Source organism: Bacillus tequilensis KCTC 13622 (assembly GCF_000507145.1).
Classification (GTDB): domain Bacteria; phylum Bacillota; class Bacilli; order Bacillales; family Bacillaceae; genus Bacillus; species Bacillus tequilensis.
On record NZ_AYTO01000032.1, the window covers coordinates 12445 to 36776 of the forward strand.

The window sequence follows — 24332 nt, forward strand, 5'->3', positions numbered from 1 at the left end:
CCATTTACCACGGGGGAAAGTTAGTCCGGAGAGGTCCTAACCCTTTAAGTAATTCCGAAACAGTCTCAAGCAAGAAGTTCACGAAAAATAGTATACTGTGTTTAAGTCTAATTTGCAAGGTGCGTTTTTTCAGAAATAGGCTGTTAAGGGATTTTTCTTCAAAGTGCGTCCATGACCTTATTTTATACAGCAGACGGATGTTTCATTCTTGCCGCTACATGGCGAATCAAATCAACAACTCTGCACGAGTAGCCCCATTCGTTGTCATACCATGCGAGTACCTTTACTTTTTTGTCTTCCATTACCATTGTCGTAAGCCCGTCAATGACCGCTGAATGCGGGTTCGTATTGTAGTCAGTTGAAACGAGCGGCTCATCTGAATAATCAAGAATGCCGTACATCGACGTTTTGGCAGCCCGTTTAAATGCCTCGTTGACTTCTTCAGCCGTTACATCTGTCTTCAAATCGACAACGAGATCAACCAATGAGACGTTCGGAACAGGGACACGCAAGGCGAGGCCGTGAAGCTTTCCTTTCAGATGCGGCAGCACGAGCGAGAGCGCCTTTGCCGCTCCTGTTGTCGTCGGAATAATGGATTCACCGCATGCCCGCGCCCGGCGCAAGTCTTTGTGAGGGTTATCAATATTTTTCTGGTCATTCGTATACGCATGGACTGTGGTCATTAGCCCGCTCTCAATGCCAAATTCTTCATCCAGCACTTTGACAACAGGCGCAAGGCAATTAGTCGTACACGACGCATTTGAAATAATGGCATGGCGTTCAGCGTCGAATTGATCCTCGTTTACTCCCATCACAATGGTAACGTCTTCATTTTTCCCCGGGGCAGTCAGAATGACTTTTTTCGCACCTGCTTCTATATGGCCCATCGCTTTATCTTTTGAATTAAATTTCCCTGTTGCTTCAACAACAATATCAATATCAAATTCCCGCCATGGGAGCTGTTTTGGATCACGGCTGTTTAATAAAAGCACTTTCTTTCCGTTCACGATCAGGCTGTCTTCACCAGCCACAACCTCTTTGTCGTACCTGCCGTGAATTGTGTCATACTTTATTAAATGAGCCAGCGTTTCTGCGGAATAGCTGGCGTTAATAGCCACTACTTGAATTTGTTCGTCTAACATTGCTTTTCTAAAAACCATTCTTCCGATTCTTCCAAACCCGTTTATCGCTACTTTTACCTTCATGTTGGACACCCCTTATCAATTATGTCATTCTAATTTGTTGTCATCTGAAATTAGTATAACACATTAAAACAAATTCGCCAGTACATATTGATAAAAACAACGATTACAATGCTAATTTATGATCCATGATATGTTTTCTAGCACACAAAATCAGGCGTAAGAACCAAAAAGCAGCCAGCGCTCCGCACTGACTGCCCCCATGTTTATGACTCCTGTTTTAACTTATCATTGAGCACACTTTCTTCAAGAACAGAAAATGTATCCCCGTACACTCTGTTAATATGATTCGCTCCCCAATCACACAGCATATCTAAAATCCCTTCTAAGCTGCGGCCGTATTCGCTGAGCTCGTATTCCACTTTGGGAGGAACCTGATTGTACACGATCCGGTTAATGACACCGTCCGCTTCCAGCTCACGAAGCTGCTGCGTCAGCATTTTTTGCGTAATGTTGGGCATCAAGCGCTTTAATTCACTCGTGCGTTTTTTTCCGTGCGTCAGATGGCATAAAATGACGCATTTCCATTTTCCGCCGATCACTTCCAGAGTCGCTTCAACAGAAATGTTATATTTTTTCTTCTCCATTACAGTTCATTCTCCTTACAGGCACTAAAAAGTGACTATAGCACTTAAAAGTACGTACTTTTCTTTCTTGATGATATCTTTCATAATCACATTTGCCGGCTGATTTGAATCTGCTCTTTATTTATATAGCTTACTCGGCAGAATTTCAATCATACAACACATCAAAAAGGAGGACCATGATGACTTCAGCCAATAAAAAAAGCAGCATTCCTGCTCTCCTGGCTTTGGCCGTAAGCGCATTTGCCATCGGGACAACAGAGTTTATCAGCGTTGGCCTTTTGCCGCTGATATCTGATGACATGCATATTCCGGTCACAACAGCGGGATTGACCGTTTCCCTTTACGCGCTTGGCGTTACGGTCGGAGCGCCTATCTTAACTTCATTGACCTCAAGCATGTCACGCAAGACGTTATTGCTTTGGATCATGTTCATTTTTATTGCCGGGAATACAATGGCCGCTACCGCCTCAAGCATCGGGATTTTATTAGCAGCACGTGTGATATCCGCTCTTTCACACGGTGTGTTTATGTCGATCGGTTCGACGATCGCTGCAGATATTGTCCCTGAGGATAAAAGAGCCAGCGCGATTTCCATTATGTTTACGGGCCTCACTGTGGCAACTGTAACCGGAGTTCCTTTCGGCACGTTCATCGGCCAGCAATTCGGCTGGCGTTTTGCCTTTATGGTCATTGTCGCAGTCGGAGTCATTGCTTTCATTACAAATGGCATTCTTGTCCCGTCCAAATTACGAAAAGGGACGAAAACAACGATGCGGGATCAATTGAAGCTAGTGACAAACGGCCGGTTATTGCTTTTATTTGTCATTACAGCGCTTGGATACGGAGGAACATTCGTTGTATTCACGTACCTGTCTCCCCTGCTTCAGGAAGTAACAGGTTTCAAATCCGGAACTGTAGCAGTGATCCTGCTCGGATACGGAATCGCTATCGCAATCGGCAATATGATTGGCGGAAAGCTGTCAAACCGAAATCAGCTTGCAGCTTTATTCTATATGTTTATCATACAGGCAATTGTTCTGTTTGTACTCACATTTACCGCTCCATATCAAACAGCAGGACTCATCACCATTCTCTGTATGGGCTTGCTGGCCTTTATGAATGTGCCCGGCCTTCAAGTGTATGTCGTCATGCTGGCTGAGCGCTTTGTCCCGAGTGCAGTTGACGTCGCATCCGCAATAAATATCGCTGCCTTTAATGCAGGGATTGCGCTTGGCTCATATCTTGGAGGTGTGATCACCGATTCAATCGGGCTGATTCACACTGCTTGGATAGGCGGATTAATGGTAGCCGGCGCAGTTATCTTAACAGGCTGGAGCCGCATGATGGAAAAACGGGATCTGCAGGAAGCCTGATCATTTCAAAGGAGGAAATCAACATGACAACACATTTACAAGCAACATCAACACTTTATAACGGAGTAAAAATGCCTTGGTTCGGCCTTGGCGTCTTCCAAGTGAAAGAAGGATCAGAACTGGTAAACGCAGTGAAAACTGCAATTGTTCACGGATATCGCAGTATCGATACTGCCGCTATCTATGGAAATGAAGCTGGCGTCGGAGAAGGGCTTCAGCAAGGCATTGAAGAAGCAGGCATCTCAAGAGAGGATCTGTTTATTACATCAAAAGTGTGGAATGCGGATTTAGGCTACGAGGAAACACTCGCCGCATTTGAAACAAGCCTGTCAAAACTCGGTTTGGACTATTTAGATCTATATCTTATCCACTGGCCTGTAGAAGGAAAATATAAAGAAGCCTGGAGAGCGCTTGAAACGCTGTATAAAGAAGGCCGCGTCAAAGCGATCGGCGTGAGCAACTTCCAAATCCATCATCTTGAAAACCTGATGGCTGCGGCTGAAATGAAGCCTATGATCAACCAAGTGGAATTTCACCCTCGCCTTACACAAAAAGAGCTGAGAGCATACTGCAAAAAACAAGGCATCCAGATGGAAGCTTGGTCACCTTTAATGCAAGGTCAGCTGCTGGATCACCCTGTACTGGCTGAAATCGCTCAAACCTATAACAAATCCGCAGCACAGATTATTTTACGCTGGGATCTGCAGCATGGCGTGATCACGATTCCTAAATCAACGAAGGAACACCGCATTAAAGAAAATGCCAGTGTATTTGACTTTGAGTTAACACAGGATGACATGAATCGAATCGATGCGCTAAATGAAAACCTGCGCGTCGGTCCTGATCCGGACAACTTTGATTTTTAATGACAAAAACACCGTTCATATTGAACGGTGTTTTGTATTATGCCCAGCGGCTGATGATTTCATCAAGCTGCTGCTTGGTCTCTTCAAGCGTGCCGCTATTGTCGATGACCTGATCTGCTTTTTCTGTTTTTTCCTTCAAAGGCATTTGAGCGCGGATACGACTGACTGCTTCTTCTTCCGTCAGCTGGTTGCGCTTCATCAGACGTTCCAGCTGAAGCTCCTTTGTCACACTGACCACAATAATTTGATCAACCAAAGATTCCAATTTACTTTCGAATAATAGCGGGATATCCAATACAACAAGCGCCTCCTGATTTGCAATCGCTTCATCACGGCGCTTAAGCATTTCCTGCCTGACTGCGGGATGTACAATTGCATTTAAAGCAAGACGCTTTTGTTCATTTGTAAATACCAGTGCCCCAAGCTTTTTTCGATCTATATCACCGTTTGGAAGCAGAATGTCTTCACCGAATTCGTCAATGATTTGCCGGTAGGCCGGCATCCCTTTTTCTACCGCTTGTTTGGCTATTGTATCTGCATCTATAACTGTTATTCCTTTTTCAATCAGCATATTGGCGACAGTGCTTTTGCCGCTTGCTATTCCTCCCGTTAAACCAATGACAAAGGTCAAGAGATCCACTCCTTTTTACAATTTCCAGAGACCAATCGTGATCAGCAGAAGCCCTGGCAAAAACGCCATTTTATCAATCCATTTCCACTTAGACAGAAAATGGCCGGCATTGATTCCGATTGATACAAATAATGAACTCATGACGGCCACGGCAATGCTCATCACAATCGGTGAAAAACCGAGAATGGCTGCGCCTATCCCTGCTCCGAAGGCGTCAATTGATAAGGCAAATCCCAATAAGACCGCCTCAATCCCGTTGATCACACCCGATTTGTCGATATCCGCACTCATGGGTTTTCTCAAAATATGAATCACAATCCCTAATGACCGGACCTCCAAATTAAGCAGCGTTTTTTCATGTAATAAGTATTCTTTGTCTTTTGTCGGTTTAAAAAACTGATACAGAACCCACGCTCCGATTCCGACCAATATCAAACCGCCAAGCTTCTCTGTCACATATACAGGAAAAAATTTTGTGAGAAAGCTTCCGATCAGCATGGAGATAAACATGACAGCACCGGAACAGCAGGCGATAACTAAAATCGCTTTAAACGGTATTTTCATTTTTCTCAATCCGTACGTAAATCCGACTGAAAAACTGTCCAAGCTGACAGCCAACGCCAGCAGCAGTATAGAAACCATTTGCATATCCGTTTCTTCCTTTCTGTTGGTGCTCTTGTATCAGATGTGAAATGCCCGGGTTCTTCACCATCATATATATGGAAAAGTGAAAAATCCGTGTTTCGAAAATGGCATTCTCTATTACAGAGTTACTGATATATGCACCGACAGCTTGGACGATGAAGCTTTATCTGCTTTTTTTCTGGCATTTGGCGCAAAAATGCGTGCCCCTGCCTCCGACGACGATTTTTGAGATCATTGTTCCGCAATTTTTGCACGGCTCGTCTTTTTTTCCATATACAAAATGCTGCAGCTGGAACATCCCGATTTCCCCTTGGGAGTTGATATATGAGCGGACAGTGCTGCCGCCCGCGTCAATTGCTTCCTGCAGGGTGTTTTTGATTTCAGCGTGAAGTGTTTTGATTGTCTTGTCTGATAATTGATTTGCTTTTGTTTCAGGATGGACACCCGCTCTGAAAAGAGCCTCGTCCACATAAATGTTCCCGAGTCCGACAACTGTTTTTTGATCCAGCAGGGCGGTTTTGACGGCACGGTTTGTTTTGGCAAGCCGTTCTTTTAAATACGCACTCGTAAATTCTTCTGCGTCCGGCTCAGGCCCTAATTGAGAAAGAGGGAGCTCGCCCGCTTCCTCTCCCGGTTTAAATAAGTGCATGGTGCCGAACTTCCGAACATCTCTGTAACGAAGCTGGGTTCCATCTGTCATCGTGAATATGACATGCACGTGTTTATCGTCTGGCTCCTCCGCTTGATGAAGCCCGTATTTCCCTTCCATTCGCAGGTGGGAAACCAAGACATAATGATCTAAATGAAACAGTAAAAACTTTCCCCGTCTTCCGACAGACTGTATCGTTTCTCCTGCTAGTTTTCGCGCAAATTCCTCCGGTTCGGCAGGCCGTTTGATGATATTCGGCCATCTGATCTCTACCGATTTGATTGTTTTTCCCTTTACAAGCCCGGTCAGCGTGCGCCGGACCGTTTCAACCTCTGGTAATTCCGGCACATCCATCACTTCCTATCTCTGTTTATTTCGCATCGTACCAAGACGGACCAGATGCATAGTCCACCTTTAACGGCACATCTAATGCAAGCGCATGCTCCATCACTTCAGGAACAAGCTTTTCAAGAATTTCAATTTCTTCCTGCGGCGCTTCAAAAATCAATTCATCATGAACTTGAAGCAGCAGCCTTGCCTTCAGCTGTTTTTCTTTCAGCTTGGCAGCCATATCAATCATGGCTTTTTTGATAATATCAGCGGCGCTTCCTTGAATCGGCGTATTCATTGCCGTCCGCTCCGCAAAACTGCGGATATTAAAGTTTCGGCTCGTCAGCTCGGGGATGTAGCGGCGGCGATGCATAAGCGTTGTCACGTATCCTTTTTGCTTCGCGTCCTGAACTGAATCTTCCATATATGCTTTTACGCCCTGGAAGCTTTCCAAGTAGCGGTCGATAAACGCTCCCGCTTCCTTTCGGGTTATGCCGAGGTTCTGTGACAGCCCGTAATCACTGATGCCGTATACGATGCCGAAGTTGACCGCTTTCGCCTGCCGTCTCATCGCAGATGTCACTTCATCCTCAGCGACATGGAACACATCCATCGCCGTTTTCGTATGAATATCCATATCATTCGTAAAAGCTTCGATAAGATTTTCATCCTTTGAAATATGGGCAAGCACCCGCAGCTCGATTTGTGAGTAATCGGCTGCAAAAATGAGCCAGTCTTTTTCAGACGGAACAAAAGCTTGGCGGATCTTGCGCCCTTCTTCAAGTCTGATCGGAATGTTTTGCAGATTCGGATCAGTGGAGCTGAGGCGGCCTGTTTGCGTTAAGGCCTGATTAAAGCGCGTGTGCACCTTGTGCGTATCTTTTCTTGTCACCTTTAAAAGCCCTTCGATGTAGGTTGATTGCAGCTTGCCGATTTGTCTGTACTGCAGAATATAGTCGACAATATCATGCTTGTCAGCCAGCTTTTCCAGCACATCGGCAGACGTTGAATAGCCCGTTTTCGTTTTCTTTACGACAGGAAGGCCGATTTTTTCAAACAGGATGACGCCGAGCTGCTTTGGAGAATTGATATTAAACGGCTCTCCCGCAATCTCATGAATTTTTTCTTCATATTCCTTCAGCTTCGCGCCCAGTTCTTCACCCATCCGTTTTAAACGGTCAACATCGACCTTGACACCAGTTGATTCCATTTCACCGAGAATAAGCGCCAGCGGCATTTCGAGCTCTTCAAACAGTTCAAGCTGATCGTTGTTATCCAGCTCTTGAACAAGCTTTTCCCGCAGGCTTTGAATCGCTAACGCTTTTCGGACAAGGTGCTCAGACAGTACATCTTCTGACGGAACCGCCCGTTTTGCTCCTTTGCCGTAGACTGATTCGTCGCTTGATACGATGTGCAGGCCGTAATCTTTGGCCACACTTGCAACGTCATCATATGAATTGCCCGGATTGATAATATATGCCGCAAGAAGCGTATCAAACTCGGCTCCTTTCAGCTCAATGCCCTGCCAGCGCAAAGCAACAACAGCCCGCTTGCTGTCGAAAACCCATTTCTTCTGGTCGTCATTTTCCACCCATTCTTTAAACACCTCAGACTCCACAGCAATGTCTTTCGGAATAAAATAAGATCCCGTTTCATTGACTATCGAAAATCCGAGAATCGGCTCTTCATGATAATTGTCGCCAACCTGTTCAACGACAAAGGCCGATGGAGAAGCCAATATGCCGCTTGTTACGTCTGTGACTGTTTCGATATTAATTTCTTCTAATGCCTGATCCTGCTCCGCTTCTTCACTGTCTTCTCCAAGACGTTCAAGAAGCGTGTTGAATCCTAGATCTTTAAAGATGGCAATGACCTGCTCACGATTAAAGCCTTGATATTCCAGAGCGGAAACAGACACATCAATCGGCGCGTCCGTCATTATTGTCGCAAGCTCCTTGCTCATCAATGCCTGATCCTTAAATTCCTCAAGCTTTTCCTTCAATTTCTTTCCGCTTACCTCGTCAATGGACTCCAGCAGCTTTTCAACAGAATCGAACTGTTTTAAGAGCTTAATCGCTGTCTTCTCACCTACGCCGGGTACACCCGGAATATTATCTGAGGCATCGCCCATCAAGCCTTTCATGTCGATGATTTGCTCAGGGGTAAGCCCGTATTTCTCCTTGACGTGCTCCGGTGTGTAAAATTCAACATCGGTAATTCCCTTTCTCGTGATGGCAACTGTCGTTTTGTCCGTTGCCAGCTGAGTTAAATCCTTATCTCCTGAGAAAACCTTTACTTCAAATCCGTCTTTTTCAGCCGATTTGGCTAATGTGCCGATAATATCGTCCGCTTCGTATTGTTCCAGTTCGTAGCGGCTGACCTGGTAGGCATCCAGCAGCTCGCGGATAAATGGCATTTGCTCTGAGAGCTCAGGCGGGGTTTTCTGTCTGCCGCCTTTATATTCTTTAAATGTGCCGTGACGAAATGTTGTTTTCCCGGCATCAAAGGCAACCAGCATGTGCGTCGGTTTTTCATCCTCAAGCATCTTCATCAAAATCATCGCAAAGCCGTATACGGCATTCGTATGAACACCTTTATCATTGCTTAACAGCGGCAATGCAAAAAACGCCCGGTAAGCCAGACTGTTTCCGTCTACAAGCACTAATTTTTTTCGTTCCGTCATTCAATATCCTCCTAAGAAGCCTCAAGCTTCTATTCATCTCTTACATAGTCTTTAGCTCCTCTTATTTTAACAAAGTTCAATTTGAAAGGAAAATACGTGAACGAAAAGAGAAGACGCAAAAAGGACGGGAACACAAAATGGTTCCCGCCGTCAAAATTGGCTCCTTGGATGAAGGGGTTCTACTACATCCTACCAGCTTAGGTTTAATCGTGCATAAAGATATTGTTAAACCTTTGTAAACATTAGGCGGATTTTTCAGCGGCCCGTTTCAGCGTCACGATAAAGACCGTTCCCCACCCCGGCTCGCTTGTGACATCGATTTTTCCTTCATGAGCCTCTATTAAATGTTTTACGATCGCAAGGCCCAATCCGGTTCCGCCCGAATTCCTGCTTCTGTCTTTATCTACACGGTAAAAACGTTCAAAGATGCGCGGTATTTCTTCTTTCTGAATGCCGATTCCGGAATCGGCAACTTCAATCTGAATGTCTTTTTCCCCGGGCTTTACATTGATGGCTACAGATCCTCTCTCAGGCGTATAAGTTAACGCATTGTTTACGAGATTAAGAAACACCTGTTTCAGCCTGTGCGGGTCACCTGATACATAGAGCGGGTCTTTCGGGACATTCAGTTGTAAGGAGATGCCTTTCTCATCCGCCTTATGCTTAAGCAGTGTTTCAATCTCACCAAGCATTTTGGCCGGCTCGAAGGTTTCAATGCTGAGCGTGAAATTTTGCTGCTCGATTTTTGAGAGATCCAGAAGGTCCTGAACCAAAGACTGAAGCCTTTCGCTTTCCTTCAAAATAATAGAGAGAAACTCAGAAAGCGCCTCTTTGTCCTCCATTGCCCCGTCCAATAATGTCTCCGTAAACCCTTTAATAGACGTAATCGGCGTTTTCAGCTCATGAGAAACATTAGCCACAAAATCCTTTCTCATCTGCTCTAACTTCTTCGTCTCCGTCATGTCATGGAAAACGAGCACAATTCCTTTCCATTCATCGTCCGGTCCCATAATCGGCACGCCGTCCACTTCAAAATATCGCCGTTCAATTTTGATCGGAAGCCTTAACAGCTTGCATTTTTTCGTCTCCGTCATAAAAATGTCTTCGACAAGCTGGATCACTTCTTCATGTTCAAATGCATCATGATAAAGACGGCGAAGCATCTGATTCGGATTGATATGAAACTGCTTAGCGTAAGACCTGTTTACGAGATTGATAAAGCCTCTTCCGTCGATCATAATCAGCCCGGAGCCGATATTTTCAATGACTGTCAGCAGCCGGTCGCGCTGCATTTCCTGCGTTCTCGTCATTTCCATCAGATCAACGGCCAAGCTGTTCATCGCACGGCCGAGCTTATCAGAGCGCCTGATATAGCCGCCGTACGTCCGGGCATCATAGTTGCCCTTGGACAGTTCTGTCGCTACGTTTGTTGCTGCTTCAATTGACCTTTTATAACGTGAGGTCATACTGGAATAAAAATAAATAATGACAATAAAAGCGGTACAAAGACTGGCCGTCAGCATCCCCCACATTTCGCCTTTCATGCCGTCGCTTTTTTCAGAAGCCGATAGCAGCACATATCCTGTTTTTTCACCTTTGCTTCTAAGCGGGAGTCCGTAATAAAGCTTATCATTCCCTGTTGAAAGGACACCCTCATGGCCGGAAACAAGAGCCCGCACCTTGTGAGAATCTGCGGCTCTTCCGTTTGACCCGTACAGCACCTTGCCGTCCGAATCGATAACGGATGCGCTCACATCAAGCGCACCGCCTGCATCTTTAATGATTTTCTCATTTGCAGGATCATCCAGATTGCCGGCATCAAGAAGCGCAGCCATGTATTTGGCTTCTTTTTTTATGTGTTCCTCTGCTTTTTTTTGCTCAGATGTTTCAAAGAGCTGCTGCAAAAACAGCCCGAGAACACTGAATACCAGAATCATACAGACAACGAGTACAGAAAAAAGGCGCACACGGTATTTACTCATTCATTTTTGGCTCCTCCAGTTTATACCCCAATCCCCTAATCGTTTTAATATAGATCGGTTTTTTCGTATTGTTTTCAATTTTGTCGCGGAGATGGCTGATATGCACATCAACGATTCTCGTATCTCCGGCAAAATCATAATTCCAGACAGCGCTCAGCAGCAGATCTCTCGTCAGCACTCTGCCTTTATGTCTGCCCAAATAGAGCAGCAGTTCGAATTCTTTCGGTGTCAGTTCAAGCTGATCTTCTTTAAAGTACGCTTCATAATGATCAGGCAGGATTTTCAGATCGCCAATCACGATCTGGCCTTCTATTTCATCGTTCTTCATTTCACTAGAGGGCGCAGCCATTTCCGAACGCCTTAAAATCGCTTTGACTCTTGCATTTACTTCCCTTGGACTAAACGGCTTGGTCATATAATCATCAGCACCGAGCTCAAGCCCTAATACTTTGTCGAATTCTTCATCCTTGGCTGTCAGCATTAAAATCGGAAACATCAGTTTTTGCTGCCTCAGCTGCTTGCATACTTCGATTCCGTCCAGTTTTGGAAGCATCACATCAAGCACAATCAAATCAGGCTTCTCTGTTTCCGCTTTTTTGAGTGCTTCTTCCCCATCCGAGGCGGTAATGACATGATAGCCTGACCGTTCCAAATTGTACTGTAAAAGAGTAACAATAGATTCTTCATCATCCACAACTAAAATTTTCTTGTTCATGCTGTGCCTCCAGTATCAAATTCCCCGACATCCTATTTGTCTATTTTATGTCATCTTAACATGTTTCATGATTTTATTTTAACGAAAGCAGGACATTCCGACAATTCGCCTTTTACACCATTTTTAAAAGAAATAAAGAAACTAATGATAACGCTTTCATTTATAGCAAAAAGAGAAAGGCTTTATCAAGCAAGCCTTTCTCTCTTTTTATTAAGATAATACTTTCATGACATTTTTGACAGATTCAACTGATTTATTCAGCTGTGCTCTTTCATAGTCTGTCAGTTCCAGTTCAATAATTTGCTCAAGACCGTTGCCGCCTACTATTGTAGGAACACCAAGGTAGATGCCTTCATAGCCGTATTCCCCTTCAAGATAAGCAATTGTAGGGAGGACGCGGCGCTGATCTTTCAAGATCGCTTCGACCATTTCTGTCAGTGAAGCCGCAGGCGCATAATACGCGCTTCCGTTCCCAAGAAGATTCACGATTTCGCCGCCGCCTTTTCTCGTGCGCTCCACAATGGCGTCAATCCGCTCTTTCGGAATGAGGGTTTCAAGCGGGATACCGCCAGCATAAGAATAACGCACAAGCGGCACCATATCATCACCGTGTCCGCCAAGAACGAAACCAGTCACGTCTTTCACTGACAAGTTTAATTCCTCTGCGACGAATGTTCTGAATCTTGCCGTATCAAGCACACCGGACTGGCCGATTACGCGCTCTTTAGGAAAGCCTGATTCTTTGTACACCGCATAAGTCATCGCATCAACAGGATTTGTCAGCACCACAATGATAGAGTCAGGAGAATATTTCACGATTTCTCGTGTAACGCTCCTCATAATTTTTTCGTTAGTAGAGACCAGATCATCTCTGCTCATGCCAGGTTTTCTTGCAATACCGGCTGTGATCACAACAATATCAGAACCCGCTGTATCCTCATAATTGGATGTTCCCGTAATTTTCGCGTCAAAGCCTTGAACAGGGCTTGCTTCAAACATATCGAGCGCTTTTCCCTTTGTCGGGTTCTCCAGCTGCGGAATATCAACGAGAACCACGTCTGCCAGCTCTTTTTGAGCGATTAAAAATGCAGTTGTCGCGCCAGTAAAACCTGCTCCGATAACAGAAACTTTTTTACGAGTATTTCCCATGTCTCTCTTCCCCTTTATGGCTAATTTTAGGCTGTTTCCTTGCTTAGTCCATGTTTTTAATCAGTTCTTCTCCGAACTCTGAACATTTCACTTCAGTCGCGCCATCCATTAATCTGGCAAAATCGTAAGTTACGACTTTGGAAGCGATTGTTTTTTCCATAGATTTGATAACCAAATCAGCCGCTTCGTTCCATCCTAAATGCTCGAGAAGCAGAACGCCTGAAAGAATAACTGAAGATGGGTTTACCTTATCAAGGCCTGCATATTTAGGAGCAGTTCCATGTGTCGCCTCGAAAATCGCATGTCCTGTTTCGTAGTTGATGTTCGCTCCAGGAGCAATACCGATTCCGCCGACTTGCGCAGCAAGCGCATCAGAGATGTAATCTCCGTTCAGGTTCATTGTCGCAACGACATCAAACTCGTTCGGACGCGTTAAGATCTGCTGAAGGAAGATGTCAGCAATGCTGTCTTTAATAATAATCTTGCCTGCTGCTTCCGCTTCGCTTTGCGCTTTGTTGGCAGCGTCTTTTCCTTGTTCTTCAGCAATACGGTCATATTGAGCCCATGTGAAGACTTTATCGCCGTATTCTCTTTCAGCCAGTTCATAGCCCCAGTTTTTGAAGGCGCCTTCTGTGAACTTCATGATGTTTCCTTTATGAACAAGCGTTACAGATTTGCGGCCATGCTCGATTGCATAATCAATGGCAGCTCTGACCAAACGGCTTGTTCCTTCTTCAGAAACAGGCTTAATGCCGATACCTGATGTCTCAGGAAAACGGATTTTGTTGACGTTTAACTCATTTTGCAGGAAGCTGATAAGCTTTTGCACTTCTTCAGAGCCTTTTGCGTACTCGATACCTGCGTAAATATCTTCTGTATTTTCACGGAAGATGACCATATCAGTATCTTCAGGGCGTTTTACCGGTGACGGCACACCAGTAAAGTATCTTACAGGTCTTAAGCAGACGAATAAGTCAAGCTCTTGTCTGAGCGCTACGTTCAAAGATCGGATACCGCCGCCGACAGGTGTCGTTAACGGCCCTTTAATCGCGATGAAATATTCGCGGATCACATCTAATGTTTCAGCAGGAAGCCACTCACCTGTTTTATTATAAGCCTTTTCTCCGGCATAAACTTCTTTCCACGTAATTTCCTTTTCGCCTTTGTATGCCTTTTCTACTGCTGCTTCCAAAACCTTCGAAGCCGCGTTCCAAATATCAGGACCGGTTCCGTCTCCTTCAATAAACGGGATAATCGGGTTGTTTGGTACGTTTAATACTCCGTTAGAAACTGTAATTTTTTCACCTTGTGCCACAATAAAAACCTCCCAGTATGTAATTCATATTTAGAAAACATTTTATTTTTCTGATATAGAAAACAAAATGATTTTTCTTAACATTCAATTTAAAGTGTAAACCATTTTTGATGTTCTGAACAAGAGGCTAACCTCATTGACGCAAGCCAGCCTCTAATGGTTCTTTAGGCTCTTTCTTCAATCGGAACAAATGCTTGTTTATCAGGACCTGTATAATCTGCGCGCGGGCGGATCAGACGATTGTTGTCATACTGCTCAAGGATATGAGCGAGCCAGCCGGACATCCTGCTTACAGCGAAAATCGGTGTAAACAAATCATGGTCAATCCCGAGGCTGTGATAAACAGAAGCCGAATAGAAATCAACGTTAGGCGGAAGCTTTTTCTCTGATGTGACAATGTCTTCTATGCGAATCGACATCTCATACCATTTGCTTTCGCCTGTCAGATTGGTCAGGCGCTTGCTCATTTCTTTCAAATGCTTTGCGCGCGGGTCGCCATGCTTATACACGCGATGGCCGAATCCCATGATTTTTTCTTTCTTTTCCAGCTTCGCGCGGATGTACGGCTCAGCGTTTTCCACTTCACCTATTTCAGTCAGCATCTTCATGACGCCTTCATTCGCACCTCCGTGAAGAGGTCCTTTAAGCGCGCCGATTGCTGCAGTAATGCCCGAATAGATATCAGAAAGCGTTGCGACGCAGACCCTTGCTGTGAACGTTGATGCGTTCAGTTCATGATCGGCATGTAAAATCAATGCTTTATTGAAGGCTTCAACCTCAATTGGCGAAGGCTCTTCACCGTTTAATGTGTAAAGGAAGTTCTCCGCAATACCGTAATCTTCTCTCGGTTCAACAGGCTCAAGACCTTTGCGAATTCTGGAAAACGCTGCAACCAGGCCAGGCACCTTTGCCTGAAGGCGGATCGCCTTTCTGTAGTTGGCTTCCGGGTTCATGGTATCAGCCTCGCTGTCAAGCAGGCCTAGTAATGAAATTGCTGTCCGAAGAGCAGCCATGGGATGAACATTTTCGAGGGAATAAGATTTGAAGTGCTCAATCATTTCTTGCGGAACGGCAGCTTCCTTTGCAAGCTGCTGCTTTAACTCTTCAAGCTCTTTTTTATTTGGCAGCCTTAAATGCCAAAGCAAATAGATGATTTCTTCGAAACTTGCATTCTCTGTTAAATCATCGATATCATACCCCACATATGTAAGGGTATCATCAATAATCGAACTAACAGATGATGTTGTTGCTACAACCCCTTCAAGACCGCGTGTCGCTGTCATATATAACATCTCCTTTTCAATAAATTTCCCCTTTAAGAGTGTTGTAAAAACATGTGGCTTACTTAAAAAGCATGATGCAAGTATCTCCTCTCCCCCAAAAAGAAAATGCTTACATTTTACTGCCTGCTGGTACTGAAACCCTTTGCTTATGAAAGAACATAACAAATTCTTATAAGCTTATTTAAGTTTAAGCCTATTCTCATTATAAACAATAATCAGACATTTGTTAAATGTTTACCTATAATTTTTTTTTTCATTCTGTGATTTTCCCGAAAAAACGCCTTTATTTGCGGGTTTTTGCATACAAAAAAAAAGCGGCTTTAAGGCCGCTTTTTTATGAAGTGAACAGTTTTACGAGCTGCATGGCAATATAAGCAATTCCCGCTCCGATCAGCGGACCCACCGCTACTCCGCCAAAAAGCGCCACTGCGAGAATGGTTCCGATCACAAGAGCAGTTGTGATATGCGGATCATTTTCCAGCAGAGTCAGGCCGTTTTTGGCAATCAGCGCCACTGCGATTCCCGCTCCCAAGGCGATCCATGCGTAGGAAGACCGCATCGCTTCTCCAAGCTGCTTAAATCCGATTTCTCCCGTGGCAATCGGAACTAGAACGGCGATGGTTATCACAGTCACACCCCAGTTAATGCCCTTTGACTGAATGGATGGAAATAATTTCTGGTCAAGTCCAACGATTTTGATAATCAAAAGGACGGATACAGCAAAGAGCAATGATTGGTTTTTTGCGATAAGTGCGATAGCCAAGAGTAAAATTAAAAATAAATTCGCTTGTGTAAACACATGCCATCCCTCCTTTAAAATGAATGTATTCATATTCAGACGGAGCGTGAATACATATAAAAAATAGGACATGCTGACGAGAGGAGGACCGTTATCATGAATCAATCTTATCTCACGATTTTTTTCAGAACCCTCTTTGTCATATCAATTACCGCAGGATTGATTGCTGCGGCCTATTATTCGTTTCCGTTAACTTATCCGTTCCTGATCGCCCTTATTCTTTCATCAGCAATTCATCCTGTTGTCGACTATTTAGACAAAGTGACAGGATTTCCGCGAACGATAAACGTTCTGGGCGTGCTTGCTTTTTTTCTTCTCGCAGCCTTCGGCGTACTCACCATTCTCGTAGCTGAAATCGTAACGGGAACAGCCTATCTTGCAAAAACACTGCCTCCGCATATCAGCACGTTTATCTCATATTGTGAAAAACTGTTTTCAACTCATATCGAGCCGCTCTATAACGAACTGACCCTTTTGTTTCAAGAATTGGAGACCAATCAGCAGGCTTCCATTGTCACTCATATTCAGGCACTCGGTGATTCCGCCGCTAAAAATGCCGGTCTGCTGCTGTCGCACATTCTAGAAATGATCCCGAGGTTTTTCGCGCTTCTTCCAAACACGGCGGCGGTTCTGATTTTTTCACTTCTCGCAACATTTTTTATGACAAAGGATTGGCACAAGCTAAAAGCCATGCTCGTTTCGGTTCTGCCGGATCGGGTCATAGCTAACAGCAGTGCGATCAGCGGTGAATTAAAAAAAGCAATGACCGGGTTTATCAAAGCGCAGGCCGTTCTCGTATTCATTACGATGGTGATTGTATTTATCGGCCTTTCGCTCTTAAAAGTTGAACACGCGGCAACAATTGCTTTTTTAATCGGGGTTGTTGATCTTCTCCCTTATTTGGGTGCGGGCTCTGTGTTTGTGCCGTGGATTTTATATCTATCGGTTACGGGTCAGCTGCCTCAGGCAATCGGAATCGGCGTGCTGTACCTTATCGTTCTTATTCAGCGGCAGCTGACAGAACCTAAAATACTCAGTAAGTCTATTGGGATCGATCCGCTGGCTACGCTCATTGCCCTGTTTGCCGGTTTTAAAGCATTCGGGTTTTTAGGACTGATTGCCGGGCCTGCTGTTCTCGTCATCATCCAAGCCTTTATCACAACAGGCACATTAAAGGAGATATGGTCCTATATCACCGTTCAGCAAAAATAAAAAGCAGCCCATATTGCATGGCTGCCGTTTATTATTTGACGATAATCCGCTTGTTCTTCGACATTCCTCTCAGCCATTTGAACAGAATCGGCTTACACCATCTGCGGGTAATCGGAATCAGCAGACAGGCGCCGGCCAAATCTGATAAAAAGCCCGGAAGCATCAGCAATAGACCGCCAATAAAAATGCACAGGCCGTCAGCAATCGCTTCTCCAGGCATTTTACCATATTGAAGATCACGCTGAACCTTGTAATACACTTCGGTTCCTTGTTTTTTTGCAGCTGCCGCGCCGATAATGCCTGTCAGAATCATGAGAAGGACCGTCGGCAAAATGCCGATCAGCTTGCCCGAAAAGAGGAATATGCCGATTTCTATTGCCGGAAACACAATAAAAAGCAAAAATAAATATCTCATATCCAAGCCCCCTACCCGTGTAACACGCCTCTGTTCAGCATAAGGCAAGATAAAGAGAAAAGGAAGGGATTCCCCTTCCGTTTTCATCTGTGATTAAAGGACGCTCGCACGGCCTTGGTAGACAGCGCCTCTGGCAGCGTCAACTGTAATTTCCTGGCCTTCTGTCAAAATTGAAGTCGCATTTTCCAAACCAACGATTACTGGAATGCCAAGACTTAATCCGACGACCGCAGCATGACTTGTTAAGCCGCCTTCTTCAGTAATAAGAGCAGACGCTTTTTCAAGAGAAGCGATCATATCACGGTCAGTGCTCTTTGTTACAAGTACCGCACCGTCAATCATTTTTTGCTCAGCTTCTTTTGTATTTTGTGCGATCACAACCGGACCGAAAGCTGATTTGCGTCCGATGCCTTGACCTTTAGCGATGATATCGCCGACAGTATGAACTTTCATTAAGTTCGTAGTGCCGGACTCACCGACAGTACCTGCCGTAATGACGATCAGGTCGCCGTGTTTTACCATTCCGCTGTTCAATGATTTTTGGACAGCGTCCTCAAGCATCTCATCTGTTGTGTTTGCGTTTTGGCCGCTTTCAGCGAATACGCCAGATACAAGCGCAAGTTTTCTGGAAACAGATTCATTTACAGTAACCGCAACAATTGGCGCCTTCGGACGGTATTTCGCGATCATGCGCGCTGTATGGCCGCTTTCAGTCGGTGTTACGATCGCAGCAGCACTCAAGTTAATCGCCGTATGTGCGACAGATTGTCCAATTGCATCTGTAATCGTCATGCCTACTTGATCTCTGCGTCTTGAAAGAATTTCTTTATAATTTAAAGCTTCTTCAGAACGAGACGCGATGTTATGCATTGTTTGAACCGCTTCAACCGGATAGTTTCCGGCAGCTGTTTCACCAGAAAGCATGATTGCATCTGTGCCGTCAAAGATCGCATTTGCAACGTCACTTGCTTCCGCACGAGTCGGACGCGGGTTGCGCTGCATGCTGTCAAGCATTTGAGTCGCTGTAATAACAGGTTTGCCAAGCGCATTGCATTTTTTGATCAGTTCTTTTTGCACGAGCGGCACTTCTTCAGCTGGAATTTCCACACCTAAGTCTCCGCGTGCAACCATTAAACCGTCAGACACTTCAAGAATCGCATCGATGTTGTCAACGCCCTCTTGGTTTTCGATTTTAGGAATGATTTGAATATCCTGAGCGTTGTGCTCTTCAAGAAGCTCACGGATTTCAAGCACGTCCGTAGAACGGCGTACGAAAGACGCTGCGATAAAGTCTACTCCCTGCTCAATACCAAAAACGATGTCTCGCGCATCTTTTTCAGTGATGCCTGGAAGGTTAACGCTGACGCCCGGTACGTTAACACCCTTTTTATTTTTAAGCGTTCCGTTGTTTAATACTTTTGTTTTGATCTCGCCTTTAGCGGCATCAACAGCAAGCACCTCAAGACCGATAAGTCCGTCATCTAACAGGATTGTTGAACCTGTTTCAACGTCATCAACTAAGCCTTCATATGTCACTGAAATTTTATCCGTTGTTCCTACTACCTCGTCCATTGAAATGATAAGCTCTTTGCCTGTTTCAAGCTCAATGCCGCCGTTTTCCATTGTATGTGTGCGGATTTCAGGACCTTTTGTATCAAGCAGGATACCAACGTTTTTGCCAAGCTTTTTGCTTGCTTCGCGAATATTTTTAATTCTTGCACCATGCTCCTCAAAATCTCCGTGAGAAAAGTTCAAACGAGCCACGTTCATTCCTGACTCCATTAATTTCGTAAGCATTTCAATGCTTTCACTTGCCGGACCAATAGTACAAACAATTTTTGTTTTTCTCATTTGGTTCACTTCCTTCTGAAATCTTCAGCCTTCAGCTGTGCGTTAAATAGACAATTCTTTTGAAAGCTGATACATGTTTTGCTCAACTGTGTGTTTTGTCTCCAGTATTTCTATAATATCATGGTCTACAAGCTTATTGTTTTGTATACCTACACAGCGTCCGCCTTTTCCTTCAAGCAGCAGTTCCACTGCATATGCGCCAAGACGGCTTGCCAGCACGCGGTCAGCAGCGCTCGGAGAACCTCCGCGCTGGATATGACCCAATACAGATACCCGAGTTTCAAGATTTGTTTCTTCTTCAATGCGTTTCCCGAACTCAACACCGCTGCCTACACCTTCGGCGACAATAATAATACTGTGTTTCTTGCCGCGTTCGTGGCCGCGTTTTAAGCGGGCAATGATTTCGTGCATGTCATAGTCTGCCTCAGGGATTAAGATTGATTCAGCGCCCCCCGCAAGACCGGCCCACAGTGCGATATCGCCGGCATGGCGGCCCATTACTTCGATCACATATGTACGTTCATGAGAAGTCGCTGTATCACGAATCTTATCAATTGCGTCAATGACTGTATTTAAAGCTGTATCGAAACCGATTGTAAAATCAGTGCCCGGAATGTCATTATCAATTGTACCCGGTACACCTACACATGGAAACCCGTGTTCCGTTAATTTTTTCGCACCCATATAGGAACCGTCTCCGCCGATGACAACAAGGCCTTCAATACCAAGCTTTTTCAGGTTTTCTATCCCTTTTTCGCGGCCTTCAACCGTTTTGAATTCAGGACATCTTGCCGTATAAAGCTTTGTTCCTCCGCGATGTATAATATCGCCTACAGATCCGAGCTCAAGCTTTTCAATCTTTCCGCTGATCAATCCCGTGTATCCGTTATAAATGCCGTACACTTCAACATCATGATAAATCGCTTTTCTGACTACTGCGCGAACTGCAGCATTCATTCCCGGGGAATCCCCGCCGCTCGTTAATACCCCTATACGTTTCATTTTCATTCACCTCAGCAACATATATGATTAAACATAACATGATCATTGCCCTAAAAACAATGAAAAGGGATCTCCATCCTCCCTATGAAACCCTACCTATTATACAATTAAATAAATTGTTTTTAAATAAAATTTAAAGAATGTCACAAAAAATAAACGTGAGCCAAAGGCTTCACGTTTATTTAGTTTGCCCCGATATATTGATCTTCAGCCGAGACTTTGCCAATTGCTTTATATTTTTCATAGCGCTGCTGAACTAATTCTTCTTCGCTCAGCTTCAGCAAAGTTTTTAACGATTGTTTAAGGGTTTCATCCATATAGCTTGCCTGCAGCTTCACATCGTGGTGCGCTCCGCCTTTTACTTCTTTTATCATATGATCTATAATACCTAATTCTTTTAAATCAGGCGCAGTGATTTTCATTGTTTCTGCTGCTTTTTTAGCAAGACTGGAGTCCTTCCATAAAAGTGCCGCAGCACCTTCAGGAGAAATAACAGAATAAGTAGAGTTTTCCAGCATATGCAAGTGGTTCCCTACACCCAGACCAAGTGCTCCGCCGCTGCCGCCTTCACCGATGACGATGCAGATCACAGGCACTCGCAGACCGGCCATCTCAAACAGGTTTTTGGCAATGGCTTCGCTTTGTCCTCTCTCCTCCGCTGCTCGTCCAGGGTATGCTCCCTTCGTATCAATAAAACAGATAATCGGCCTGTTGAATTTGTCAGCCTGTTTCATGAGACGAAGCGCTTTTCGGTAGCCTTCAGGATGCGGCATCCCAAAATTGCGGACAAGGTTTTCCTTCGTATCTTTGCCGCGCTGATGACCGATTACCGTTACAGGAAGGCCATGGAACTTCGCTATTCCGCCGACAATAGCTTCATCGTCCCCGTACGCTCTGTCTCCGTGGCATTCAAAAAAGTCGGTAAACAGGTGTTTGATATAGTCAAGCGTTGTCGGACGGTCCGCCAGACGGGCAATTTGAACACGGTCCCACGGCTTCAGATTTTTGTAAATATCATCCTGAAGTTTAGCGAGACGGTCTTCGAGCCGTTCGATTTCCGTGCTTAGGTCCATATCGGAATCTTGGGTGAATTTTTTTAGTTCGGCGATTTTTGTTTGCAGTTCAATTACCGGTTTTTCAAATTCTAATCTTGCAGCCACTCAATGTCACCTCCTGTTTGATGGATATCCAGCAGATTTCCTAACGTTTTTTTCATGTCGTCTCGGTGAATAACCGCATCAAGCTGTCCATGTTTTAATAAAAATTCAGCCGTTTGGAAGTCCTCAGGCAGTTTTTCTCCTATTGTCTGTTCAATAATCCGTCTTCCGGCAAAACCGATCAGCGCACCAGGTTCAGCGAAATTGTAATCGCCAAGAGATGCAAAGCTTGCAGATACGCCCCCTGTAGTCGGATGCGTCATGACGGAGATAATGAGGCCCTGTTCGTCACTGAACAGTTTTAAGGCAGAGCTTGTCTTAGCCATCTGCATCAAGCTTAGTATGCCTTCTTGCATTCTCGCGCCGCCTGAAGCCGTAAAAATAATAAATGGAACTTTATCAGCTTTCGCTTTTTCAATCGCAAGCGTGATTTTTTCACCGACGACTGAACCCATGCTGCCCATTCTGAATGAAGAATCCATAACGGCGACAACAGCCGGGTGCCCGCCGATGGTGCCCTTGCCTGTCACAACAGCCTCGTTTAAGGATGTTTTCTCGCGATCTTTTTCAAGCTTTTCCAGATATCCCGGGAAACCGAGCGGGTTTTCCGATAACATTCCTTGGTTGAATTCCTCAAAGGATTGTTCATCCATCAAGCTTTCGAGACGCTGTTTTGCGTTCATCGGGAAATGATAATCGCAGTTCATGCATACCCGCATATTTTTATCCAACTCTTTAGTGAGCATGATTTTTTTACACTTAGGACATTTTGTCATAATGCCTTCCGGAACATCGTGCTTCGCTTGATCAGACGGTACGGAAGCATACTTTTTCTTTTTAGTGAATATATCCTTTAACAAATGATTACCTCCCTTTGTGAAGGGTCCTCTTCACCGCATGCCATCAAATAGATAGACTTGCTAATAACTTTACCGAAACTATTGTACTTTTTTTGTCAAACGCTGTCATCCTCAATTCGACAACTTTTTATTCGATGACGTGCTCGGAAAGGCTTGTAAGAAATCAGATAAGGTGTTGAAACAACAAGGTTGACAGCGTATTCAAAAATAATGTTAAACACGGCTGAAATTTTTTTAAGGTTGCCCCCCTAAAAAAATTTCAGCCGCCAGTTTAACTTGAGAACAGCGCGCGGTCTCCGCCAACGCGCTGCCATTTTTGGAACGAATTAAAATTATTCACCAATAATCGTAAGGTTTCTCGTTTTTTCAGCAACTTCCTCAGGGTCAACAGTGATTCGAGCAACGCCTGTTTCCATTGCCGCTTTTGCCACAGCTTTCGCAACTGCAGGCGCAACGCGTTTATCAAACGGTGCAGGGATAACGTAGTCTGCGCTAAGCTCATCTTCTGAAACCAATGAAGCAATGGCTTCAACTGCTGCAATTTTCATTTCTTCGTTAATGTGAGTGGCGCGAACATCAAGCGCTCCGCGGAAAATGCCCGGGAATGCAAGAACATTGTTTACTTGGTTCGGGAAGTCAGAACGGCCCGTTCCAATAACGCTTGCGCCAGCTTCATGCGCATCTTCCGGCATGATTTCCGGGTTTGGATTTGCCATCGCAAAGATAATCGGATCTTTTGCCATGGTTTGAACCATTTCTTTTGTTAACGCTCCCGCTACGGACACACCGATAAATACGTCAGCGTCAACGATAACATCTTTCAGAGAACCGTCTTTGCGGTCTTGGTTCGTGAATTTCGCCACTTCGTTTTTGACATCGTTCATGCCGTTCGGGCGCCCTTCATAAATCGCTCCTTTTGAATCGCACATCATGATGTCACGTACGCCGTAATGATGAAGAAGCTTGATAATGGCAATACCAGCCGCACCGGCGCCATTTGCAACAACTTTAATGGATGACATGGTTTTTCCAGACAGTTTCAGCGCATTTACAAGACCCGCTACCGTTACAATGGCAGTACCGTGCTGATCATCATGGAAAACTGGAATGTTTGTTTCTTTTTTGAGCCGCTCTTCAATGATAAAGCAGTTTGGCGCTGCAATATCTTCGAGGTTGACGCCGCCAAATGTCGGTTCAAGCAATTTAACCGTTTCAACAATTTTATCAACATCGTTTGTGTTTAAAGCAATCGGGAACGCATCTACGCCCGCAAAGCTTTTGAAAAGAACTGCTTTCCCTTCCATAACAGGAAGCGCGGCTTCAGGGCCGATATTTCCAAGGCCAAGCACAGCTGTACCGTCAGTCACAACTGCTACCATGTTCCCCTTCATTGTATAATCATATACTTTGTTAATGTCTTCATGAATATCCTTACACGGTTCTGCAACACCAGGAGAATACGCAAGGCTTAAATCTTTCGCGTTTCTGACTTCTACTTTCGATTTAGACTCCAATTTCCCCTGATTGACTTTATGCAGGTGTAATGCTTCTTCTCTTAATGACATTTTCCTAAACACTCCTTATGGATATTTTTTGATTCGTATACTGCTGCGGTGATTGCTGCAT

General features: G+C 44.7%; 20 protein-coding genes and 1 pseudogene. 3 read left to right on the forward strand and 18 right to left on the reverse strand.

Annotation, left to right across the window (positions count from 1 at the left end; genetic code table 11):
* Positions 1-182: 182 nt before the first annotated feature.
* The gene (locus V756_RS0110075) at positions 183-1205 is read right to left on the reverse strand and encodes a glyceraldehyde-3-phosphate dehydrogenase (RefSeq protein ID WP_024714553.1); all 1023 of its coding nucleotides are present in this window, start codon (positions 1203-1205) and stop codon (positions 183-185) included.
* 203 nt (positions 1206-1408) lie between these two features.
* The gene (locus V756_RS0110080; RefSeq protein ID WP_024714554.1) at positions 1409-1789 is read right to left on the reverse strand and encodes a winged helix-turn-helix transcriptional regulator; all 381 of its coding nucleotides are present in this window, start codon (positions 1787-1789) and stop codon (positions 1409-1411) included.
* Positions 1790-1968: 179 nt separating this feature from the next.
* Between V756_RS0110080 and V756_RS0110085 the strand changes: the two genes are divergently transcribed.
* Together V756_RS0110085 and pgoN are read left to right on the forward strand one after the other, a co-directional pair.
* The gene (locus V756_RS0110085) at positions 1969-3162 is read left to right on the forward strand and encodes an MFS transporter (RefSeq protein WP_024714555.1); all 1194 of its coding nucleotides are present in this window, start codon (positions 1969-1971) and stop codon (positions 3160-3162) included.
* A 23-nt stretch (positions 3163-3185) separates the two neighbouring features.
* On the forward strand, positions 3186-4028 hold the full coding sequence (pgoN, locus tag V756_RS0110090) for a glyoxal/methylglyoxal reductase (RefSeq protein ID WP_024714556.1): 843 nt from the start codon (positions 3186-3188) through the stop codon (positions 4026-4028).
* Positions 4029-4065: 37 nt separating this feature from the next.
* Here the strand turns inward: pgoN and coaE are convergent, their stop codons facing one another.
* The 10 genes and pseudogenes from coaE to V756_RS0110140 form a co-directional block, all read right to left on the reverse strand.
* Entirely contained in the window at positions 4066-4659 is a 594-nt protein-coding gene (gene coaE, locus V756_RS0110095; RefSeq protein WP_024714557.1) for a dephospho-CoA kinase, read from the reverse strand.
* A 15-nt stretch (positions 4660-4674) separates the two neighbouring features.
* Positions 4675-5325: pseudogene (ytaF, locus tag V756_RS1000000123435) on the reverse strand (sporulation membrane protein YtaF); the annotation flags it as partial.
* A 142-nt stretch (positions 5326-5467) separates the two neighbouring features.
* Positions 5468-6301, reverse strand: a complete 834-nt coding sequence (gene mutM / locus V756_RS0110105; protein ID WP_024714559.1) for a DNA-formamidopyrimidine glycosylase — start codon at positions 6299-6301, stop codon at positions 5468-5470.
* Between the two features lie 22 nt (positions 6302-6323).
* On the reverse strand, positions 6324-8966 hold the full coding sequence (polA, locus tag V756_RS0110110; RefSeq protein WP_024714560.1) for a DNA polymerase I: 2643 nt from the start codon (positions 8964-8966) through the stop codon (positions 6324-6326).
* A 242-nt stretch (positions 8967-9208) separates the two neighbouring features.
* Complete coding sequence (gene pnpS, locus V756_RS0110115; RefSeq protein ID WP_024714561.1) at positions 9209-10948, reverse strand: two-component system histidine kinase PnpS; 1740 nt, start codon at positions 10946-10948, stop codon at positions 9209-9211.
* Positions 10941-11663: a two-component system response regulator PhoP gene (gene phoP / locus V756_RS0110120; RefSeq protein WP_024714562.1), complete on the reverse strand. Its 723-nt coding sequence runs from the start codon at positions 11661-11663 to the stop codon at positions 10941-10943. The genes pnpS and phoP overlap by 8 nt, the downstream gene beginning before the upstream one ends.
* Before the next feature lie 210 nt (positions 11664-11873).
* The gene (gene mdh / locus V756_RS0110125) at positions 11874-12812 is read right to left on the reverse strand and encodes a malate dehydrogenase (RefSeq protein ID WP_003223559.1); all 939 of its coding nucleotides are present in this window, start codon (positions 12810-12812) and stop codon (positions 11874-11876) included.
* Positions 12813-12855: 43 nt separating this feature from the next.
* Positions 12856-14127 (reverse strand): NADP-dependent isocitrate dehydrogenase, encoded by a 1272-nt coding sequence (icd, locus tag V756_RS0110130; protein ID WP_024714563.1) that lies wholly within the window; start codon positions 14125-14127, stop codon positions 12856-12858.
* A gap of 164 nt (positions 14128-14291) precedes the next feature.
* Positions 14292-15410 carry a citrate synthase gene (gene citZ / locus V756_RS0110135; protein ID WP_024714564.1) on the reverse strand — a complete coding sequence of 373 codons (1119 nt, stop codon included), beginning with the start codon at positions 15408-15410 and terminating at the stop codon, positions 14292-14294.
* 334 nt (positions 15411-15744) lie between these two features.
* Entirely contained in the window at positions 15745-16209 is a 465-nt protein-coding gene (locus tag V756_RS0110140) for a DUF441 domain-containing protein (protein WP_024714565.1), read from the reverse strand.
* Positions 16210-16305: 96 nt separating this feature from the next.
* Here V756_RS0110140 and ytvI point away from each other — a divergent pair, with 96 nt between their 5' ends.
* Positions 16306-17421, forward strand: coding sequence for a sporulation integral membrane protein YtvI (ytvI, locus tag V756_RS0110145; protein WP_024714566.1), 1116 nt, complete (start codon positions 16306-16308; stop codon positions 17419-17421).
* Between the two features lie 31 nt (positions 17422-17452).
* Here ytvI and V756_RS0110150 read toward each other — a convergent pair whose 3' ends face one another.
* From V756_RS0110150 to ystJ, 6 genes are all read right to left on the reverse strand, one after another.
* Positions 17453-17836: an FxsA family protein gene (locus V756_RS0110150; RefSeq protein ID WP_024714567.1), complete on the reverse strand. Its 384-nt coding sequence runs from the start codon at positions 17834-17836 to the stop codon at positions 17453-17455.
* Positions 17837-17929: 93 nt separating this feature from the next.
* Positions 17930-19687: a pyruvate kinase gene (gene pyk, locus V756_RS0110155; protein WP_024714568.1), complete on the reverse strand. Its 1758-nt coding sequence runs from the start codon at positions 19685-19687 to the stop codon at positions 17930-17932.
* Positions 19688-19729: 42 nt separating this feature from the next.
* A complete protein-coding gene (gene pfkA / locus V756_RS0110160; RefSeq protein ID WP_024714569.1) occupies positions 19730-20689 on the reverse strand; it encodes a 6-phosphofructokinase in 960 nt (319 codons plus the stop codon).
* Positions 20690-20871: 182 nt separating this feature from the next.
* The gene (gene accA / locus V756_RS0110165; RefSeq protein ID WP_024714570.1) at positions 20872-21849 is read right to left on the reverse strand and encodes an acetyl-CoA carboxylase carboxyl transferase subunit alpha; all 978 of its coding nucleotides are present in this window, start codon (positions 21847-21849) and stop codon (positions 20872-20874) included.
* Positions 21834-22706: an acetyl-CoA carboxylase, carboxyltransferase subunit beta gene (accD, locus tag V756_RS0110170; RefSeq protein WP_024714571.1), complete on the reverse strand. Its 873-nt coding sequence runs from the start codon at positions 22704-22706 to the stop codon at positions 21834-21836. The genes accA and accD overlap by 16 nt, the downstream gene beginning before the upstream one ends.
* A gap of 332 nt (positions 22707-23038) precedes the next feature.
* Positions 23039-24271 (reverse strand): NADP-dependent malic enzyme, encoded by a 1233-nt coding sequence (gene ystJ / locus V756_RS0110175; protein ID WP_024714572.1) that lies wholly within the window; start codon positions 24269-24271, stop codon positions 23039-23041.
* Positions 24272-24332: the final 61 nt, after the last annotated feature.

Bases quoted from the DNA above. Each gene is read 5' to 3' on its own strand.
- mdh (WP_003223559.1), bottom strand. From the start codon at position 12,812: ATGGGAAATACTCGTAAAAAAGTTTCTGTTATCGGAGCAGGTTTTACT.
- V756_RS0110150 (WP_024714567.1), bottom strand. From the start codon at position 17,836: ATGAGATATTTATTTTTGCTTTTTATTGTGTTTCCGGCAATAGAAATC.
- pgoN (WP_024714556.1), top strand. From the start codon at position 3,186: ATGACAACACATTTACAAGCAACATCAACACTTTATAACGGAGTAAAA.
- pfkA (WP_024714569.1), bottom strand. From the start codon at position 20,689: ATGAAACGTATAGGGGTATTAACGAGCGGCGGGGATTCCCCGGGAATG.
- V756_RS0110080 (WP_024714554.1), bottom strand. From the start codon at position 1,789: ATGGAGAAGAAAAAATATAACATTTCTGTTGAAGCGACTCTGGAAGTG.
- pnpS (WP_024714561.1), bottom strand. From the start codon at position 10,948: ATGAGTAAATACCGTGTGCGCCTTTTTTCTGTACTCGTTGTCTGTATG.
- polA (WP_024714560.1), bottom strand. From the start codon at position 8,966: ATGACGGAACGAAAAAAATTAGTGCTTGTAGACGGAAACAGTCTGGCT.
- V756_RS0110075 (WP_024714553.1), bottom strand. From the start codon at position 1,205: ATGAAGGTAAAAGTAGCGATAAACGGGTTTGGAAGAATCGGAAGAATG.
- phoP (WP_024714562.1), bottom strand. From the start codon at position 11,663: ATGAACAAGAAAATTTTAGTTGTGGATGATGAAGAATCTATTGTTACT.
- pyk (WP_024714568.1), bottom strand. From the start codon at position 19,687: ATGAGAAAAACAAAAATTGTTTGTACTATTGGTCCGGCAAGTGAAAGC.
- ystJ (WP_024714572.1), bottom strand. From the start codon at position 24,271: ATGTCATTAAGAGAAGAAGCATTACACCTGCATAAAGTCAATCAGGGG.
- V756_RS0110085 (WP_024714555.1), top strand. From the start codon at position 1,969: ATGACTTCAGCCAATAAAAAAAGCAGCATTCCTGCTCTCCTGGCTTTG.
- citZ (WP_024714564.1), bottom strand. From the start codon at position 15,410: ATGACAGCGACACGCGGTCTTGAAGGGGTTGTAGCAACAACATCATCT.
- ytvI (WP_024714566.1), top strand. From the start codon at position 16,306: ATGAATCAATCTTATCTCACGATTTTTTTCAGAACCCTCTTTGTCATA.